Below are 17,289 nucleotides of genomic sequence, written 5' to 3'. Positions count from 1 at the left end.
CTCGTGCTCAGCGAACCGTCTCGCGCAGCTCGAAGCGCACTCGCGAAGGGGACAGCGCCGTGACCGCTCTGAGCTTCGTCTGACCCTCGGAGAACTCGACCACGTCTCCGAACGTTGCGGAAGGAAGCGCTGCCATCGCGGCGGACAGGTCATCGACGGCGAACTGACCTGCGAACAATCCGCCGCGCAACGGCCAGACGGGCTGCACCTCGACCTCTTCATCCGGATAGGACATCAGCTCGATCTTCGTATTGCGCTCGGTATCCGTGATGTTGATGCAGCGCAGCAGCGTGGGATGCGGGTGGTACATCAGATCCACCATGCCGTCGTTCGAGGCGTATCCGTCGAAAACGACGTCGACTCCGACCTCCTGCTCCCAGAACTCTCGCTCACGATCCGGGGTCTCGGTGACCCAGCAGAGCATGACCAGTTCGGAGTTCACCAGTGCTGGATCGTCGTCGAGCAGAGTGGGATAGCGCTCGTCGGTCTTGTTGACGTCCGTGACGTAGACCGTCAGCTCATCCGGCCCCTGGAAGAGTATCTCGTAATTGAGCGACTTGCCCGAAGCATCCGGATGCATGCTCGGCTCGAGTCCGTATCCGACCAGCTCGGTGAAGTTGTGTCCCCCGGCCGCAGTCACCATTCCGATCGTGACATCGAGGTCACGCGAAAAGAAGTCGAGGCCGTAGGGAGCGGCGACCAGTGGCGCAAACGGGATCGCGGCGTTGGGGGTCTCGACGATGCGTACCCTGCGATCCGAGCCAGGGGTGTACATCTCGAGCTCGCGCGTTCCTGCGTCCAGCCCGTAGAGCGCGCGGGCGACGTCGGAGTCCACCTCGCGGATCGGGCGAGGAAGCATTCCGAGGGCTCCGAGGAACAGCGCCATGGCCGGGAGATCCGTGGCGCCGACGACGGCAGATTCAGGGTACGTGAGGACGGGTTCGTTCATTGTGGGGCATGCCTTTCTCAGTGGGTGGTGGATGAAGAGCCGGTGATCGCTCGCCCGCCCGCGCCGATCTCCGGCGTCGAGGCGAGAAGACGTCGCGTGTAGTCGTGTGCCGGACTGCCGAAGACATCGTCGACAGTGCCGGACTCGACGATTCGTCCGGCGGTCATGACCAGCACGTCGTCACATGTGTGGCGAACGACGGACAGATCGTGCGAGATGAACAGCAGCGCGAATCCGAGGGACTCCTGCAGCGAGCGGATCGTGCGGAGGACCGCCGCCTGAACGGACAGATCCAAGGCCGCGACGGCTTCGTCAAGGATGAGCAGCGCCGGCTCGGCCGCCAGCGCCCGAGCGATGCCGGCTCGCTGACGCTGTCCCCCCGAGATCTCGTGAGGTCGACGACTGGCGACCGCCTGAGGCAGCCCTGCCAGCTCGATCAGCTCGGCGACGCGATCGCGGCGAGCTGATCGCTGGATGCCTGGCCGATGGGCGGCGACGATCTCGGACAGCATCGAGCCGATCCTCATCCGCGGGTTGAGAGACGAGACGGGATCCTGGTAGACCATCTGCATACGCCTGCGGGATCGGCGCGTCGGCGGCGCACCGTCCAGCAGGATACGCCCACCCGTGAGGGCGACCGTACCGATCACAGCGGAGACGAGCGTCGTCTTGCCACTGCCCGATTCGCCGACGATGCCGAGGCTCCCGCCCGCCTCCAGATCGAAGGAGACGCGATCCACCGCGGTCAGCGATCCCGACCCGCCACGAGTCCGGTAAGTTACGCATGCATCCTGCACGCTCAGCAGCGGCACGTTCACAGTACGCCCTCCTCTACGAGCCCCGCTCGCCGGACGCATGCGCTGGCGCGATCTCCTGCGGCATCAAGCGCGTACTCGGCCGCTCTGCATTCGTCCCTCGCGAAGGAGCACCTCGGCGCGAACCGGCATCCCGGTATGCTGTCTACCGGATCGGGCACGGACCCCGGGATGGGGCGGAACGGAACCCGGTGGGTCACGGGCAGCGTGGCGTCTATCAAGGCGCGGGTGTAGGGATGCCGTGGCGCTCGCAGCACCTTGCTGGTCGGCCCCATCTCGACGACCTGGCCGGCGTACATGACCGCGACACGATCGCACAGCTCGTCGACGACGCCGAGATCGTGGCTGATGAAGACGAGCGTCATACCGCGCTCTTGCGTGAGTCGCATCAGCAGGTCGATGATCTGCTTCTGGATCGTCACGTCCAGCGCGGTGGTCGGCTCGTCGCAGACGAGCACCTGCGGATCCGTCGAGAGCGCCGCCGCGATCATGACGCGTTGGCGCAGCCCGCCCGAGAGCGAATGGGCATACTGCCGATACCGCGTTTCCGGCTCAGGGATCCCGACCTCGTTCATGAGTTCGAGGGCGCGCTCGCGCGCCCTCGGGCGGTTCAGACCCGCTGACGCCTGCACGCCGTCCGCGATCACATCGCCGACGCGCCTGGTGGGGTTTAGCGCGCTCAGCGCCTCCTGGAAGACGACCGAGCAGATGTGCTGGATCTCGCGCTGCGAGCTCAGCCGACGACCGAAATAGGAGACCTCGCCACGGACGACCTCGGCTCTGCTGGGAAGGAGTCCGAGTACGGCGCGCATCGTCAGGCTCTTACCGCTGCCCGACTCGCCCACGACGCCCAGGCGCTCGCCCGGCGCGATCGTCAGGGAGACGTCGCTCACGCCCTCCGCCCTTCCACGCGCACGTGGCACTGAGATCGCGAGGTGCGACAGCTCCAGCGCCGGTGCTTCGTGCGCCTCCGACCGTGGGGTGAAGAGGGTCATCGTTCGATCCTCCGTACGTCATCAAGGCCCTCACTGAGGAGGACGAACGCGATGCCCACGAGAACGATCATGATCCCGGGAACCGTCGAGAGCCACCACGCCGAGCGCAGATACGGCTGCCCGGCGGCGATCATATTCCCCCATTCGGGCGTCGGCTCAGCGATGCCGAGTCCGAGATACGAGAGGCTTGAGAGCGCGACAAGAGCGAACACGACGTCCGAGGCCAGGTAGACGACAGCCTGCGGTATGGCGTTGGGCACGAGATGCCGCACCACCACACGCCATCTCGCGATGCCCGATGTGTGTGCTGCCTTCATGAAGTCCGCCTCTCGGGTCACCAGAGTCTGGGCTCGTACGATCCGCGCATAGCTGACCCACGTCACCAGGAGAGCCGCAGCGAGGAACGTCGAAACTCCTGGCCCTACGACGAACGCCGCGACGATGAAGAAGATGTAGGCGGGGAAGGCCTGGGCCAACTCCCCGACCCGCATGATGACGTAGTCGGCCGCACGTCCCCCCACGGCGGCGAGCGTCCCCAGCGCCGTCCCGACGAGGGCGGGCAGGAGGGCGCCGAGAACGGCGAGGGGCACATCAATGCGCGCGGCGTAGACGACCCGGCTGAAGACATCTCGTCCGAATGCATCAGTCCCCAGCAGGTGCGATACGGACGGGGGTGCAAGGCGCTCGCCGAGGTTCTGCGCGATGGGGTCCTGAAGGCCCAGCCATGGCGCGAGAAGTCCTGCACCGACGATGATGAGGACGAGACTGCCACCGGCGAGCATCTTCGTAATGCCCTGACCTCGGCTCGAACCCGCTCGCCTCCTGAGGTGCCCCGGCGCGAGAGTGCGCCACCGCGATGCCGATGCGGCTGACGTCGAGCTCATCGCAGCCGCACTCTCGGGTCGACCAGGGCCAGCACGAGATCGGCGGCGAACTGGATGAGGACGACGCACACTCCGAGAATGAGCGTGATGCCCTGTACAAGAGACGCTTCGCGCTGAACCGCGCCGTTCACGAGTGCCTGACCGAGGCCTGGCAGCCCGAAGGTGGCCTCGATGACGGCGGTGCTGCCGATCAGGGTTGCGAGCATGACGGCCACGAGGGGGATGATCGGCACCGTCGCATTACGGAAGACGTAGCGTGCCGTGAGCGGCGCACCGTGCAGGCCGAGCGAGCGGCCCAACGCAACGTAGTCAGATCGATGGACACCGATCAGCGATGAGCGCAGCCCCCGGATGAGCACCGGAATGATCGTGAGCGTCAGCGCGAGGGCAGGGAGCACTGTCGCGCGCACCTGTCCGCCGAATGAATCCGGCCAGCCGCCGACCGGGAACCACCCCGTCGGCAGTGCGAGGAAGAGCAGCAGCATGATCCCGGTCCAGAACGCGGGCATGCCGAGCAGCGCCGTCGACATGATCCGGATGACCCCGTCCGCGATCCCGCCCGGACGGCGGGCCGCGAGAAGGGAGGCTCCCACTGTCAGCACCACGCACATAACGATGCTTATGGAGATCAGCAGAACCGTCGGGCCGGCATTCGTGGCGATCACCGTCGCGACCGGCGTCCCCGCGGCCGTCGTCCCAAGGTCACCGGTCGCGACGCGTCCGATATACGCGGAGAACTGGGCGAGGAAGGGCTGATCGAGTCCCATCTCCTGTCGAATCCGGTCTATCTGTGCAGCATCCGCTCGTGGCCCCGCCATGAGTGCAGCGACATCGCCAGGGGCCAGGTACACCATCGCGAAGGTTATGAACGAGATGGCCAGGCACATGAGCGGCAGTATCGCGATGCGACCGACCCAGTACGAGACGTGCATGCTCCTCGGCCCTTTCTTCGTGACGCCGTGAGATCAGTACGAGACACCGTCCGGATACCAGAGCTGCTCTGGCAGCGGGGCGAAGCCCTGCACGGCGGACGACACCGCGTACACCTGCGGTATGTCGGCGATTCCGATGAGCGCGGCCTGAGCTGCGGCGTCGTTCTGGATCTCCTTGATCGAGCTTGTGCGCGCCTCCGAATCGCTCGCCGCCATTCCGATGGCCAGCTGCTCCGCGAGTACGGTCGTGTCGGATGCGGTCTTCGGGTAGTGGTCGGCGAGCATCAAGCCGATCGGATCGAATGCGCTCGGAGAGATGGCGCTCGCAGACGTCGAAACGAGGTCCCAGGAGGTCCCTTCGTCGCCGAGGGTGCGGATGGTCGCCGCATCCGCACCGATCAGCTCCACTTTGACGCCGATCTCCGAAAGCTGCGCCTGAACGACATTCGCGATCGTCGTGGCGACGGCATCCGAGGGGTTGTACAGATACTGAAGCGGTCGGTCGATCCCCGCCGCCTCGAGCGTCCGCCTGGCGGCCTCAGGGTCGTACCCCGCCGGGTCGTCCGGTCCGACCATGTCTGGGAGGTTGGTCGGCAGGATTCCCTGCGTGGGGATGGCGCCCTCACCCAGTGCCGACACGATCGCCTCGCGATCGATCGCCTGAGCGAACGCCCGGCGTACATCGGACTGCCCGAGCATGTCACTGCGCGTGTTTAGTGCGATGCCGTTCCAGATCTGCGGCGTCGTACGAACCAGATCCCCGCTGTCGAGCTGACGCAGTTCCGCATCTCCCAGTCCCTCTACGATCTGGAGATCGCCCGACTGGAATCGCAGCACCCGCTGGTTCCCGTCGCCGATCGTGACGATCTCGAGCCCAGCGACCTCGATCGCATCGGCGTTCCAGTACTCCGGGTTCGGTGACAGGACAACACGCTCGTTCGCCCCTCCGAGATCCTCGGTCTCTTCGATCTGGAAGGGACCGGCGCCGATCGGCGATGCGAAGAACTCCTCCGCGGTCAGACCTGCGAAGTCGACGGGGTAGACGTTGGACGTGCACCACGTCAGCAAGGCGGGCAGGAACGTGTCGGGCTGCTTCATCTGCACCTCGATCACGGAGTCATCGACGGCAGTCGCGGAGTCGATCTGCTCGTAGTACACGCCACTGAGTTCACCCGACTTCCACTGGTCGATCGAGAACACGACGTCTTCGGCGGTGAGTGGATCGCCATTGCTGAAAGCGGCATCTGGACGCAGCGCGAACGTGTAGGTGTAGGTCGAATCGTCGTACTCGTACGACTCTGCAAGACCTGGTTCGACCGAGAGGCCATCGGCTGAGATGCGCAGGAGAGAGTCGAAGACCATGAGGTTCGTCGGCACGCTGGTGACGCACCGGTCACCTTCCCAGGTGGTCATCGGGTCGGGACGCCCCCAGACCAGGGTGTCCGCTCCGGTCTCCTGGTTCGGCGATGCATCCGCAGCACAGCCGGCGAGGAGGAGAGCGGCCACCGCAGTGGTCGCGGTGGCAAGAGTCAATCGTCGGAAGCTCACGCGGAATCCAATCACTTCGGGTCGGGTACCAGCACCGTGCCACCAATGAGGCGGTTGAGTCAACTGTTATGGATCAAAAGTTGTCTCTTGAGCATCCTCAATATGTCCGAGAGATTTCCGCCTTCTTTGCCAAGGCGGGCGGTCTGGGCCAATATTCAAGGGTTTTATGCCGCGTTGGCGCACCCTCCGTCGAGGATCTTTCGATCGTGTTACGAGTGAGTTAAATATGACTATTAGACATCTCAGGTTGCCGAATAGCACCCGGCGGGACATGATCGGAGCAGTATCCCCGACCGCATGGAGAATGATGAGCGACCTGACATCGACTGAAGTGACCGCAGCAGCAGCCCGGTTGGTGGATGCGTTCTCGCGAACCGACACCGATCTCTATTTCAGCTCGTTCGCCCTGAGCGCCTCATTCGTCTTGCACACGGCTGACGAGACGGTGCTGACGCTGGCGGACTATCGCGAGGCGTGGGAGGGATGGCTCACGGAGGGATGGTCTGTCAGCGACTGCCGCAGCACGGAACAGACGGTGCAGATCCTCGGGAGCACCGCGATCTTCACGCATCTCGTCGAGACCACCGCGGGCACTCCGGGTGAGGAGTCGACCGTGCACGAGCGGGAGACCATCGTGTTCTCCCGTCACCCGGAAGGGTTGCTGGCAGTGCACGAGCACCTGTCCGCAGCGCCCGGTCCCTCCCGAGAAGCGTCCACGTAGGCCGCCTCAAACCGTGTCAGGCGAAGTCCCCGCCGCCCCCTCCGCCGCCGAAGTCACCGGGTGCCATGTCCGCGAACCGCGAATAGTGCCCCTGGAACGCGACGTTGATCGTCGCGGTGGGGCCGTTGCGGTGCTTGGCGACGATGAGGTCGGCCTCGCCGGGGCGCACGTCCTTGTCGTAGACGGAGTCGCGGTGCAGCAGGATCACCATGTCGGCGTCCTGCTCGATCGATCCGGACTCGCGCAGATCGCTGATCGCCGGCTTCTTGTCCTGACGCTGCTCCGGACCGCGGTTCAGCTGCGACAGCGCGATCACGGGGACCTGGAGCTCCTTGGCGAGCAGCTTCAGCGCACGGGAGAACTCCGAGACCTCCTGCTGACGCGACTCGACGCGCTTGCCGCTGGTCATCAGCTGCAGATAGTCGATGATGACCATCTTCAGTCCAACGCGCTGCTTGAGCCGGCGGCACTTGGCCCGGATCTCGACAAGCGTCATATTCGGGCTGTCGTCGATGTACAGCGGGGCGTCGTTGATGCGGCCGCGGGTCGCCGCGACGGTGGTCCAGTCGCGGGGGTCGAGCGTTCCCTTGCGCATGTTCTGCAGCGGGATGGCGCCCTCGGCGCTGAGCAGACGCATCGCGATCTCGCTCTTGCCCATCTCGAGCGAGAAGAAGATCGAAGGGTGGTTGTGGCCGATAGACGCCGCGCGCGCGAAGTCCAGCGCCAGCGTCGACTTGCCCATCGCCGGGCGGGCGGCGACGACGATCATCTGACCGCCGTGCAGGCCGTTGGTGAGGTCGTCGAGCTCTTTGAAGCCCGTCGGGATGCCGGTCATCGTGCCGTCGCGGCCGCTGGCGGCCTCGATCTCCTCGACGGCGGCATCCACCGCGACCGTCAGCGGGACGTAGTCCTCCGCGGTCTCGGAGCCCGTGACCGAGTAGATCTCCGCCTGGGCGTTGTTGACGAGATCCGTCGCGTCGCCCTGTCCGTCGTAGCCGAGCTGAACGATGCGCGTACCGGCGTCGACGAGACGGCGCAGGATCGCGCGCTCGGACACGATGCCCGCGTAGTATCCGGCGTTCGCGGCCGTGGGGACGATCGAAGTCAGGGTGTGCAGGTAATCCGCGCCGCCCGCCCTGCTCAGCTCGCCGGTCTTGATGAGCTCATCGGTGACGGCGACGACGTCGGTCGGCTCGCCGTGCGAGTACAGCGAGAGGATCGCCTCGAAGATGAGCTCGTGCTTGGGGATGTAGAAGTCCGCACCCTTGAGCGACTCGATGACATCGGCGACGGCGTCCTTCGACAGCAGCATGCCGCCGAGCGCGCTCTGCTCCGCGAGCAGGTCGTGCGGAGGCGTGCGCTCCGGGGGGCGCTGCCCTCCGAGACGCTCCTCCGAGATGTCCGCGATCGACAACAGTGCTCCCTCCGGACGGTGGACGAGATGGGGTTCCGGTCTCCCGGCTTCGACATGGTCTACGACCCAGCACAGCGAACCACCGGCCTCCGACATCGTGTCGCTCGACCACGCTAGAAGGGGCTTCCCCCCGATGCAACAGGCCCTGTGGATAACTCTGTGGAGAGGTTGCGGAGAACGTCGGAGTGTCTGTGCAGAACACCTGTGGATAAGCCTGTGGGAGCATCCGACTTTTGCCAAAATATTGCACCACGAACAGGTATTTTTAGTCTCCCCAGGTTGTGGATGACATTCTCCTTAAAGAGCTGATTGAAGGTTTCCCCCGGATCGGCGACATGTGTACAACCTGGGGAAAGTCAAGTCCGAATCCGGCCGGGCGCGTCATATGCCGGACCGAGGGCGTTCGCCCCCTCGGCTATGGACACGGCCCGACGACCGCGATACTCTCGGCAGGTCGATGCACATCGCATCGGCATGCGTTTCCCTTCGGAGGGGGAGGTAAGCGTGAACGCCACGGCATCCAGGCACCGCATTTCCGCGGGTGTCCTCTGGGGTGCTCTCGGCGTGCTCGCCTGGACGGGCATCGCGCTCCTCACGGGAACGGGAACGGCGCACGCCGCCGACGACGACGCATCGCAGCCGCAGAACCCGCTCAGCTCTCTCGTCGGCACCGTGACCGCCACCGTCTCGAACGTGGTCTCGCCGGTCGCCGAGGTCGTGAAGCCGGTCACCAAGCCGGTCGAGCAGATCGTGAAGCCGGTCGTCGCCGAGGTCGTGAAGCCGGTCGTCACACAAGTCGTGAAGCCCGTCGTCACCGAGGTGGTCAAGCCCGTCGTCACCGAGGTGGTCAAGCCCGTCGTCACGCAGGTCGTCGAACCGGTCGTCACGCACGTGACGAAGCCCGTCGTCGACGCCCTTCCCTCGGCGGTCGGCACCGTCGGGGACGTCGTCTCCGGCATCCCGGTAGTCGGACAGGTCACCACGCCGGTGCTCGACACCGTGTCCGGCACCGTCGGCGATGTCGTCGCACCGATCTCCGACCTCCTGCAGAATGACCCGATCTCCCAGATCACGGGCCCCGTGCTCGATCTCGTCACGGGGCTTCCCGTCGTCGGCTCCGTGCTCGACGACTCCGGCTTGACCGATGTCGTCGACGGCGTGGTCGACATCGTGGACGGCGCCGTCGGCGTGATCGACGACGTCGTCGTCGCCCCGGTCCCGGGGATCGTCGACGCGATCTCCCCCGAGCCCGGCTCCTCGACACCGCCGAATGCGGAGCCGACCGGTCCCCAGACTCCCGACGCGGACCCCGGAATCGTGCAGGAGCCCGCCTCGGAGCCCGCGGTCCCATCGGCCGCCGCTACTGTGTCGAGCGTCCCCGCGCCTCCGCCCTGGCAGCAGCCGCGCATGAGCGACGATGCTGCCGTCCCCGGAGCCGCGGCGGTCCTGGTGCACGACATCGCCGCACCCGCATCGACCCCCGCCGACGATCCCGTCGGCACCGCTCCCCCCGCGGCTCCCGCCTCCGCCCCTTCGTCCTCCGCCGGAAACGGCGCGGGCGCATCCGGTGACGGCGCCCGTCCGGGCTCGCTCTCTCCGAGCCCGCTGCATTCCTGGCAGCGGGCATCCGGCGCCGCCGATGACGCTCTGCCGTCGTCTCCGGTCGCCGACACCGACGTCGCTCCCGACTGATCGGTGATGTCGCCGTCCCTCGTGGACGGTGAGACGGTGCTGCGCGCACACCCCTGATTGCGCGCACCCTCCGACATCACCCTTCTCGTCAGGAGCTGAGTCATGCGCTCGACCTCTGCGTCCGCCCCCGTGCGGCGCCCGCATCACCCCGCCTCGATCACGCGAGCCGCGTCATCGATCATCGGCGCCCCCAGCTTTCAGGCCCGGATCCCCGGGACCTGCCCAGCCGGTGCCTCCACCGCCGCTCCGCTCGACCGGACTCCCCAAGCCACGGTCGCGGAAGAGGTTCCCCAGGCCTCGTTTCAGAGTCAGGTTCCCCAGGCCTCGACTCCGGCGGTGGAGGCATCCGTTCCTCAGGTCGGCGGATCGGGCATCCCTCAGAGGATGTCCGATCCGCCGACCGACCTGAACCCCGACTCCGCCGGACATCGCACCGCGCCCACCGAACCGGGAGGTGACGCGCTCGCTACCGCCGGAGGGGGCGAAGCGCGCTTCCGGTTCGACTCGGCCGCGGCGGCGACGGCTCGAGTCGGGCGGCTGCGCCGCCCCGCGGCGTAGCCCCGGAGCGGCCGGTGCCCTCGGGGGAGGAGTCACCGGCCACGACCGGAGCGTCTGCGCGTGCGGAATCCGCCTGCTGAGCCCCTCCAGCCGCGGAACCCCGTCCCGCCGACGCAACCCCGCCGGATGCTCCGAGCATCTCGTCCTCGGAGCATCCGGCCTCTCCCGTCCGCATCCGCCCGCGTCGTGGACCGTGCGGAGCCGCACGTCGCCGGACAGTGCGGAAGCTCCGGAGGCGCACGATGCGCGTCCTCGCCACCCGGCGCTCCTCCGAGCGGTCATTCCCCGACGGGGTGCGGCAGAGCGCAACCGCGCACAAGGGGTTTGACGGACGGGCTCCCGGGCGATGGGATCGGCTCAGGAGAGGAGGCGACGTGGCGCGCATCCATCGCATCGACCCGGCATCGACCCCCGGCATCCGCCGGCTGCGCGCCCGAGGCCGGTTCCGCCACCTCGACCCCGATGGCCGCCCTGTCGGCGAGGAGGCCAGGCGCCGGATCGCCGCGCTGGCGATCCCGCCCGCCTGGACCAGAGTGTGGATCAGCCCTGATCCCGACAGCCATCTCCAGGCGGTCGGGACGGATGCCGCGGGGCGTCGGCAGTACCTCTACCATCCGCGCTGGCGTTCACGACGCGACGACGCGAAGTTCGACCGCGCCCTGCAGCTCGCGGCGGCGCTCCCCGCCGCCCGCGCGATCGTCACCCGCGATCTCCGCGGCGAGGACGATCACCGGCGCGTGCTCGCCGCGGCGTTCCGGATGCTGGACCGGGGAGCCGTCCGCATCGGGTCGCCCGGCTACCTGCAGCGGTACGGCAGCCGGGGACTGCTCACCCTCCGCTGGGCGGATCTCGATCTCCGCCGCACGACCGTGACCCTGGAGTTCACCGGCAAGCTCGGCCGGCCGCAGACGGTCTCCTTCGACGACGGGGATCTCCGCTCCTGGATCCGCGACCAGTCGGCGCACCCGCGGCGGGCCATCGTCCTCAGGCATCGGGTCGGACGCAGGATGCGGATGCTGATGCCCGGCGAGCTGAACGCGTACATCGCCGAGGTCACCGCGGGATCCTTCACAGCCAAGGACCTCAGAACGCTGCGCGGCACGACCACGGCGGCCAGGGATCTCGCGGAGACGGCGGGCGGCGCGCTCGATCCGGACGAGCGCGAGAGGCATGCGGTGGACGCTGTCGCGGCGGTGCTCGGCAACACCCGCGCCGTCGCCAGGGCCAGCTACATCGATCCCCGGGTCCTGCGCGCCGCGCGGCGCGGCCGCGTCATCGACCGCGGTGCGTCCCCCGAGACCGGCCTGCGACGTCTCCTCGGAGAAGACTGAGACGCGACGCGGGGCGCCGAGAACGCCGAACGCCGCCCTCCCGGAGGAGGACGGCGTTCCGAGGATGTCGCGCCTTACTTGGCGGCGACGACCTGCAGCGTGATGACAGCGGTCACGTCGTCGTGCAGACGGACCGTGGCCTCGTGCTCACCGGTGGCCTTGATGGCGTTGGTGATGTGCACCTTGCGCTTGTCGATGGCGCCGAGGCCGGCAGCCGCGACGGCATCCGCGATGTGCTCGGTCTTGATGGAGCCGAACAGGCGACCCGTCGCGCCGGCCTTGACGGCCAGACGGACCTTGGTGCCCTCGAGCGCGCTCTTCAGAGCCACGGCCTCGTCGCGGTCGTGGATCGCACGCGCCTTGCGAGCGGCCTGGATCTGCTCGACCTGCTTTTCGCCGCCACGGGTCCACGCCGTAGCGAAGCCCTGCGGGATGAGGTAGTTGCGGGCGTACCCGTTCTTGACCTCGACCACGTCGCCGGCGCTTCCGAGCCCTGCGACCTCGTTCGTGAGAATCAGCTTTGCCATGTCGGTACCCCTCAGCGGCCAGCGCCGGCGTAGGGCAGGAGCGCCATCTCGCGCGCGTTCTTGATCGCCTTGGCGATCAGACGCTGCTCCTGCACCGAGACCCCGGTGATACGACGGGCGCGGATCTTGCCGCGCTCCGAGATGAACTTGCGAAGGGTCGCGACGTCCTTGTAATCAATGACGCCGACCCTGATCGACTTCGCGGGGGCGGCGTTCTTCGCGCCCTTCCGCGGCTTGCGGCGGTCGCCGCTCGACTTTCCAGCCATGAGTTTTCCTTTTGATGAAGAGTTCGGATGCTCTCGCATCCAGAGATCCTTGAACGGTGAGGTTTCGACTCGCGCCCCGCGGGCGCTCGCTCAACCTTGAGCCGCTGTCGGGTCAAGGTCGCTGCGCGACCGTGACCGACCCGGCTCAAAACGGAGTGTCGTCGCCGAAGCTGCCCGGCGTGCTCCATGCGTCAGCGCTGGTCGACGAGCCGGGCGTGGACCACGGCTCCTCCGACACCTGCTGCTGCGGGCGGGACTGACCGCCGCCTGCGCCGCCGGAGGCCGCGCGCGTGACCTGTGCCGTCGCGTAGCGCAGCGACGGGCCGATCTCGTCGACCTCGAGCTCGATGGCCGTGCGGTTGTTGCCCTCACGGTCCTGGTAGGAGCGCTGACGCAGACGGCCCTGCGCGATGACGCGCATGCCCTTCGTCAGCGATCCCGCCACGTGCTCGGCGAACTCGCGCCACACCGACGCGCGGAGGAACAGCGCTTCGCCGTCCTTCCACTCGTTCGATGCGCGATCGAAGTTGCGCGGGGTCGAGGCGATGGTGAAGTTGGCCACCGGCAGCCCGTTCTGCGTGTACCGCAGCTCGGGGTCGGCCGTGAGGTTGCCCACCACGGTGATGACGGTTTCGCCGGCCATGAGCTCAGGCCTTCGCAGCCTTGGGCTTGCGAGCGGCCTTCTCCTCGGCGCGCTTCGCCTCGGCGGCGACCATGGCCTGAGCCTCCTCGGCCCGCAGCACCTTGGTGCGCATGATCTGCTCGTTGAGGCCGAGCTGACGGTCCAGCTCCTGGGTGGCCTCGCTGGTCGCGGTGAAGTTGACGACGGCGTAGATGCCCTCGCTCTTCTTCTGGATCTCGTAGGCCAGACGGCGCTTGCCCCAGATGTCGACCTTGTCCACCGTGCCGCCATCGTTGGTGATGACCTTGAGGAACTTGTCGAGCGTCGGGGCGACCTGGCGCTCGTCGATCTCGGGGGTCAGAATGACCATGAGTTCGTACTGGTGCGTCACTTACCCACCTCCTTCGGACTAGAACGGCTTCCGGGACTTTCCCGGAAGCAGGAGGGTGTGGTGCACGTGTCCGCCGGGGCATCGGATGCCGGATGGCAGACAACCTGGACAGTCTAGCGGAGTTCCGGGCGTGTCGCGAACAGGAGCCGGGCGGGCAGCGCGGTCGCTCCGTTCGTCCTCCGCGCACGCCCGATCTGCACCCGCCCGATCCGGAGGACATCACCCGATCCGGAGGATCCCCCACGGGATCCTCTTCTCCCCTTCGTGCGAACTCCTCCGGATCGGACGCCAGAGGCCACGCAGCGAGACAGGGCGAGAGGCCACGCGCGTGGAGGAGGCACCGGAGCGCCGGCTTGGCCGAACGCCACCGCACGGCCGCCTCAGCGATGCCGGCGCGCGCCCCGCACGACGAGCCAGATGAGATAGCCGCCACCGAGGACGAGGGTGACCACTCCGGCCGGGAGCGCGTGCTTGGGCACCGCGTTCTGACCGATGACGTCGGCCGCGCACAGCAGCGTCGCCCCCATCAGCGCCGTCGCGACGAGGTGTCGCGTGCCCGAAGGGGCGACGAGCCTGGCGAGGTGCGGAGCGGCGAGCGCGACGAACGCGATGGGCCCCGCGACGGCGGTGACGATGGCGGTGAGGCCGACGGCGAGCGCGACGAGGCCGATCTTGATGAGTCCCATCCGCCCGCCGAGCCCGGCGCCGATGTCGTCGCCGAGCTCGACGAGCCAGAGTCCGCGGCGCGCGAGCACGAGCGTCGCCAGGAGCGCCGCGATGACGAGGAAGGGCAGTCCCACCTGCGTCCAGCCGACACCGCCCAGGGACCCCGCTCCCCAGATCGCCGCGGAGACCGCCACCTCGAGCCTGGCGCGCAGGAGCATCCAGGCGTTGAAGGCCTCGAGCACGGCGCTCACGCCGATCCCGACGATGACGATGCGGTAGCCGAGGGCGCCGCGTCCGAGCACGAGCGCCGCCACGAGCCCGGCCGTGGCGAAGCCGCCCAGGAGCGCTCCGATCGCGACGGCGGCGCCCGACGATCCCCCGGTCGTGATGACCAGGAGCGCTCCGGTGTATGCCCCCGCGGTGAGGCCGATGACGTCCGGGCTGCCGAGCGGATTGCGCGTGATGGTCTGGAAGATCGTGCCGGAGAGCGCCAGCGCGGCCCCGAAGACGATCGCGGCCAGCGCCCGGGGCATCCGCCAGTCGACGACGACCTTGCGGATGCCGCCGTCGGTGCTGAACAGCGCCTCGATCACGCGCAGCGGATCGATCACGGTGTCGCCGATGCACAGGCTCGCGAGCAGCGCCAGGAGGAGGACCCCTGCGAGGATCCCGATCCGCCGGTCGACGCCGCGCCGCATCTCCGTCCTTCTCACAGCTGCGTCAGGCTCCGGCGACGGCCCAGCCAGACCATGAACGGCGCCGCGACGAACGCCATCACGATGCCCACCGGCACCTCCTGGGGAGCGATGATCACACGCCCGATCACGTCTCCGAGGACGACGACGATCGCACCGACCGCTGCGGAGAGCGGCACGATGGCCTTCTGCGACGCTCCGACGAACCCGCGCGCGATGTGCGGAGCGGCGAGGCCGAGGAAGGCGATCGGCCCTGCGACCGCGGTCGCGGTGCCCGCGAGGAGGGTGACCGCGGCCACCGTGCCCGTGCGCACGGCGCGGACGGGCACGCCGAGAGACACGGCCGTGTCGTCGCCGAGAGCGAGGAGGTCGAGGCTGCGCGTGAGCATGAGGGCGAGCACGAGTCCGGCGGCGACCGCCGGGCCCGCGAACACGAGGACCTCCAGGTCGCGGCCGGCGAGCGCCCCGGACTCCCAGCTGCGCATGTGCAGGAAGGCGGTCGGGTTCAGCAGCACGAGCGCCGTGGTGAGCCCGCCGAGGACGGCGGCGAGCGCGACCCCGGCCAGCACGAGCGTGACAGGGCTGCCGTCGCCCGCGCTGCCGAGCAGCACGACGACGAGGGTGGCCACGAGGGCGCCGGCGAGTGCGAACGCCATCAGCGCGGGGAAGTCGGAAAGCCCGAGCGCAGCCACCGCGATCGCGACGGACACCGAGGCGCCGGCGTTCACCCCGAGGATGCCCGGATCCGCGAGCGCGTTGCGGGTGAGCCCCTGCATGATCGCGCCGGCAGCGCCCAGTGCGAGGCCGACCACGAGGCCGAGGACCGTCCGTGGAACGCGGGACTCCCGGACGTCGAGCTGCAGATCGCTCCCGTCGAAGTCCAGGATCGCCGTGAGCGCCGTGTCCAGGCCGATGAACCGGGTGCCGACGGTGAGGCCGATCGCTGCGGTCGCGAGCAGGGCGATCAGCGCGAGCGCCACGGCGAGCGCGACCCGTCCGGCGGATGCCGTGGACGGGTCGCGCCGGATCGTCCGCGTTCCGGTCACTCCCCGGTGCGGGCCGGGCCCTCACCGGCGACCGCGGTCGTGAGCGCCGGCACGAGCGCATCGATCACGTAGGGCAGGCTCAGCGGTGACGAGAAGTAGATGGCGCCGGCCGTGATGCCGTCGGTGTAGACGACGGACCCGTCCTGCATGGGGGTCAGCGCCGTCACGAAGGGCTCCGCCTCGAGGGCCGCGATGTCGTCCTCGGACTCCGCACCCCAGATGAGCACGTCCGCGGCGTTGAGCACGTCGAGGTTCTCGACCGGGATGTACGCCTGCCCGCCCGAGGCGTCATCGGGCGCGTACTCGTCGATCTCACTCGGCACGGTCAGCCCCAGATCGGTGAGGAAGTCGGTGCTGAGCCCGTCCTGGTAGGCGATCGCACTGCCGTCGTAGATCGCGTTCTGCAGGAACACCACCGGAACGCCGGCGAATTCGGGGTGGGCTTCGGCCGCATCCGAGAGCTGCGCCTCGACGTCGTCGACGAGCGCCTGGGCCTCGTCGAGCCTTCCGACGGCCTCGCCGATCTGCAGCGTCTGCACGTCCCACGGCTCGAAGTACATCGGATAGTCGGCCGAGTGCGCGACGGTGGGCGCGATCTCGCTCAGCCGGTCGAAGTCCTCCTGCGTCAGCCCCGCGTTGGTGCCGATGATGAGGTCGGGATCCAGCAGCGCGATCGCCTCGAAGTCCAGCCCGTCGCTCGTCGTCAGCACCTCGGGCTCACTGTCCCCGCGCGCCTCGTCGGCCCACGGCCAGGACGCGTAGTCGTACCCGCCGTACCATTCGGTCACGCCGACGGGCTCGACGCCGAGCGCCCACAGGGTGTCCTGCTCCGTGACGCCGACGGAGACGACGCGCGTGGGCTCCTCGGGGATCGTCGTCTCGCCGTAGGCGTGCTCCACGGTGAGCGGGAAGGCGCCGGCATCCCCGGAGCCCACGGGCTCGGCGTCCTCGTCGGAGGCGCAGGAGGCCAGGAGGGATGCGGTCGCCGCGACGGCGATGACCGCCGCGAGCATCCGGGTGCGGGTGAGAGGCATGGAAGTCCCGTTCATGGAGGTAAGGGTTGCCTCAGCTTACCCAGGCTTCCGACGTCGGCGCACCCTCGCATCGGGGTGGAGGCGAGGCCGGATCGGAGGAGATCGCACGATACGGAGGATGCCTTCTCGGCATCCTCCCCTCCGATTCGGACGAAATCCTCCGGTTCGCGCGAGCCTCCCGGAACGCGCGAACGCGACGACGC

General features: G+C 68.1%; 17 protein-coding genes. 3 read left to right on the top strand and 14 right to left on the bottom strand.

The window, feature by feature from the left end:
* Nucleotides 1–7: 7 nt before the first annotated feature.
* The 6 genes from ACYVGQ_RS04755 to ACYVGQ_RS04730 form a co-directional block, all read right to left on the bottom strand.
* Complete coding sequence (locus ACYVGQ_RS04755; protein WP_460783385.1) at nt 8–949, bottom strand: hypothetical protein; 942 nt, start codon at nt 947–949, stop codon at nt 8–10.
* Nucleotides 950–966: 17 nt separating this feature from the next.
* Nucleotides 967–1,767 (bottom strand): ABC transporter ATP-binding protein, encoded by an 801-nt coding sequence (locus ACYVGQ_RS04750; RefSeq protein WP_460783384.1) that lies wholly within the window; start codon nt 1,765–1,767, stop codon nt 967–969.
* Entirely contained in the window at nt 1,764–2,759 is a 996-nt protein-coding gene (locus ACYVGQ_RS04745; protein ID WP_460783383.1) for an ABC transporter ATP-binding protein, read from the bottom strand. Before ACYVGQ_RS04745 ends, ACYVGQ_RS04750 begins: the two co-directional genes overlap by 4 nt.
* Complete coding sequence (locus ACYVGQ_RS04740; RefSeq protein ID WP_460783382.1) at nt 2,756–3,541, bottom strand: ABC transporter permease; 786 nt, start codon at nt 3,539–3,541, stop codon at nt 2,756–2,758. The genes ACYVGQ_RS04745 and ACYVGQ_RS04740 overlap by 4 nt, the downstream gene beginning before the upstream one ends.
* A gap of 98 nt (nt 3,542–3,639) precedes the next feature.
* Nucleotides 3,640–4,575: an ABC transporter permease gene (locus ACYVGQ_RS04735; protein WP_460783381.1), complete on the bottom strand. Its 936-nt coding sequence runs from the start codon at nt 4,573–4,575 to the stop codon at nt 3,640–3,642.
* A gap of 33 nt (nt 4,576–4,608) precedes the next feature.
* Nucleotides 4,609–6,123, bottom strand: a complete 1,515-nt coding sequence (locus tag ACYVGQ_RS04730) for an ABC transporter substrate-binding protein (RefSeq protein ID WP_460783380.1) — start codon at nt 6,121–6,123, stop codon at nt 4,609–4,611.
* Nucleotides 6,124–6,454: 331 nt separating this feature from the next.
* Here ACYVGQ_RS04730 and ACYVGQ_RS04725 point away from each other — a divergent pair, with 331 nt between their 5' ends.
* Nucleotides 6,455–6,844, top strand: coding sequence for a nuclear transport factor 2 family protein (locus tag ACYVGQ_RS04725; protein WP_460783379.1), 390 nt, complete (start codon nt 6,455–6,457; stop codon nt 6,842–6,844).
* Nucleotides 6,845–6,860: 16 nt separating this feature from the next.
* Here the strand turns inward: ACYVGQ_RS04725 and dnaB are convergent, their stop codons facing one another.
* Entirely contained in the window at nt 6,861–8,258 is a 1,398-nt protein-coding gene (gene dnaB / locus ACYVGQ_RS04720; protein ID WP_460783378.1) for a replicative DNA helicase, read from the bottom strand.
* 504 nt (nt 8,259–8,762) lie between these two features.
* Here dnaB and ACYVGQ_RS04715 point away from each other — a divergent pair.
* Entirely contained in the window at nt 8,763–9,950 is a 1,188-nt protein-coding gene (locus ACYVGQ_RS04715) for a hypothetical protein (RefSeq protein WP_460783377.1), read from the top strand.
* 932 nt (nt 9,951–10,882) lie between these two features.
* The gene (locus tag ACYVGQ_RS04710) at nt 10,883–11,839 is read left to right on the top strand and encodes a DNA topoisomerase IB (RefSeq protein WP_460783376.1); all 957 of its coding nucleotides are present in this window, start codon (nt 10,883–10,885) and stop codon (nt 11,837–11,839) included.
* A gap of 74 nt (nt 11,840–11,913) precedes the next feature.
* Here the strand turns inward: ACYVGQ_RS04710 and rplI are convergent, their stop codons facing one another.
* From rplI to ACYVGQ_RS04675, 7 genes are all read right to left on the bottom strand, one after another.
* Complete coding sequence (gene rplI / locus ACYVGQ_RS04705) at nt 11,914–12,366, bottom strand: 50S ribosomal protein L9 (protein ID WP_460783375.1); 453 nt, start codon at nt 12,364–12,366, stop codon at nt 11,914–11,916.
* Between the two features lie 11 nt (nt 12,367–12,377).
* Nucleotides 12,378–12,632: a 30S ribosomal protein S18 gene (gene rpsR, locus ACYVGQ_RS04700; protein WP_040168021.1), complete on the bottom strand. Its 255-nt coding sequence runs from the start codon at nt 12,630–12,632 to the stop codon at nt 12,378–12,380.
* Between the two features lie 145 nt (nt 12,633–12,777).
* Nucleotides 12,778–13,275 carry a single-stranded DNA-binding protein gene (locus ACYVGQ_RS04695; protein ID WP_460783373.1) on the bottom strand — a complete coding sequence of 166 codons (498 nt, stop codon included), beginning with the start codon at nt 13,273–13,275 and terminating at the stop codon, nt 12,778–12,780.
* Between the two features lie 4 nt (nt 13,276–13,279).
* A complete protein-coding gene (gene rpsF / locus ACYVGQ_RS04690) occupies nt 13,280–13,645 on the bottom strand; it encodes a 30S ribosomal protein S6 (RefSeq protein ID WP_120227097.1) in 366 nt (121 codons plus the stop codon).
* A gap of 380 nt (nt 13,646–14,025) precedes the next feature.
* Entirely contained in the window at nt 14,026–15,009 is a 984-nt protein-coding gene (locus ACYVGQ_RS04685; RefSeq protein WP_460783372.1) for a FecCD family ABC transporter permease, read from the bottom strand.
* Between the two features lie 11 nt (nt 15,010–15,020).
* Nucleotides 15,021–16,052, bottom strand: coding sequence for a FecCD family ABC transporter permease (locus tag ACYVGQ_RS04680; RefSeq protein ID WP_460783370.1), 1,032 nt, complete (start codon nt 16,050–16,052; stop codon nt 15,021–15,023).
* The gene (locus ACYVGQ_RS04675; RefSeq protein ID WP_460783369.1) at nt 16,049–17,101 is read right to left on the bottom strand and encodes an ABC transporter substrate-binding protein; all 1,053 of its coding nucleotides are present in this window, start codon (nt 17,099–17,101) and stop codon (nt 16,049–16,051) included. Before ACYVGQ_RS04675 ends, ACYVGQ_RS04680 begins: the two co-directional genes overlap by 4 nt.
* Nucleotides 17,102–17,289 lie beyond the last annotated feature (188 nt).

The sequence above is a fragment of the Microbacterium tumbae genome (assembly GCF_054780175.1).
This window is presented reverse-complemented; position numbering and strand designations above follow the sequence as displayed.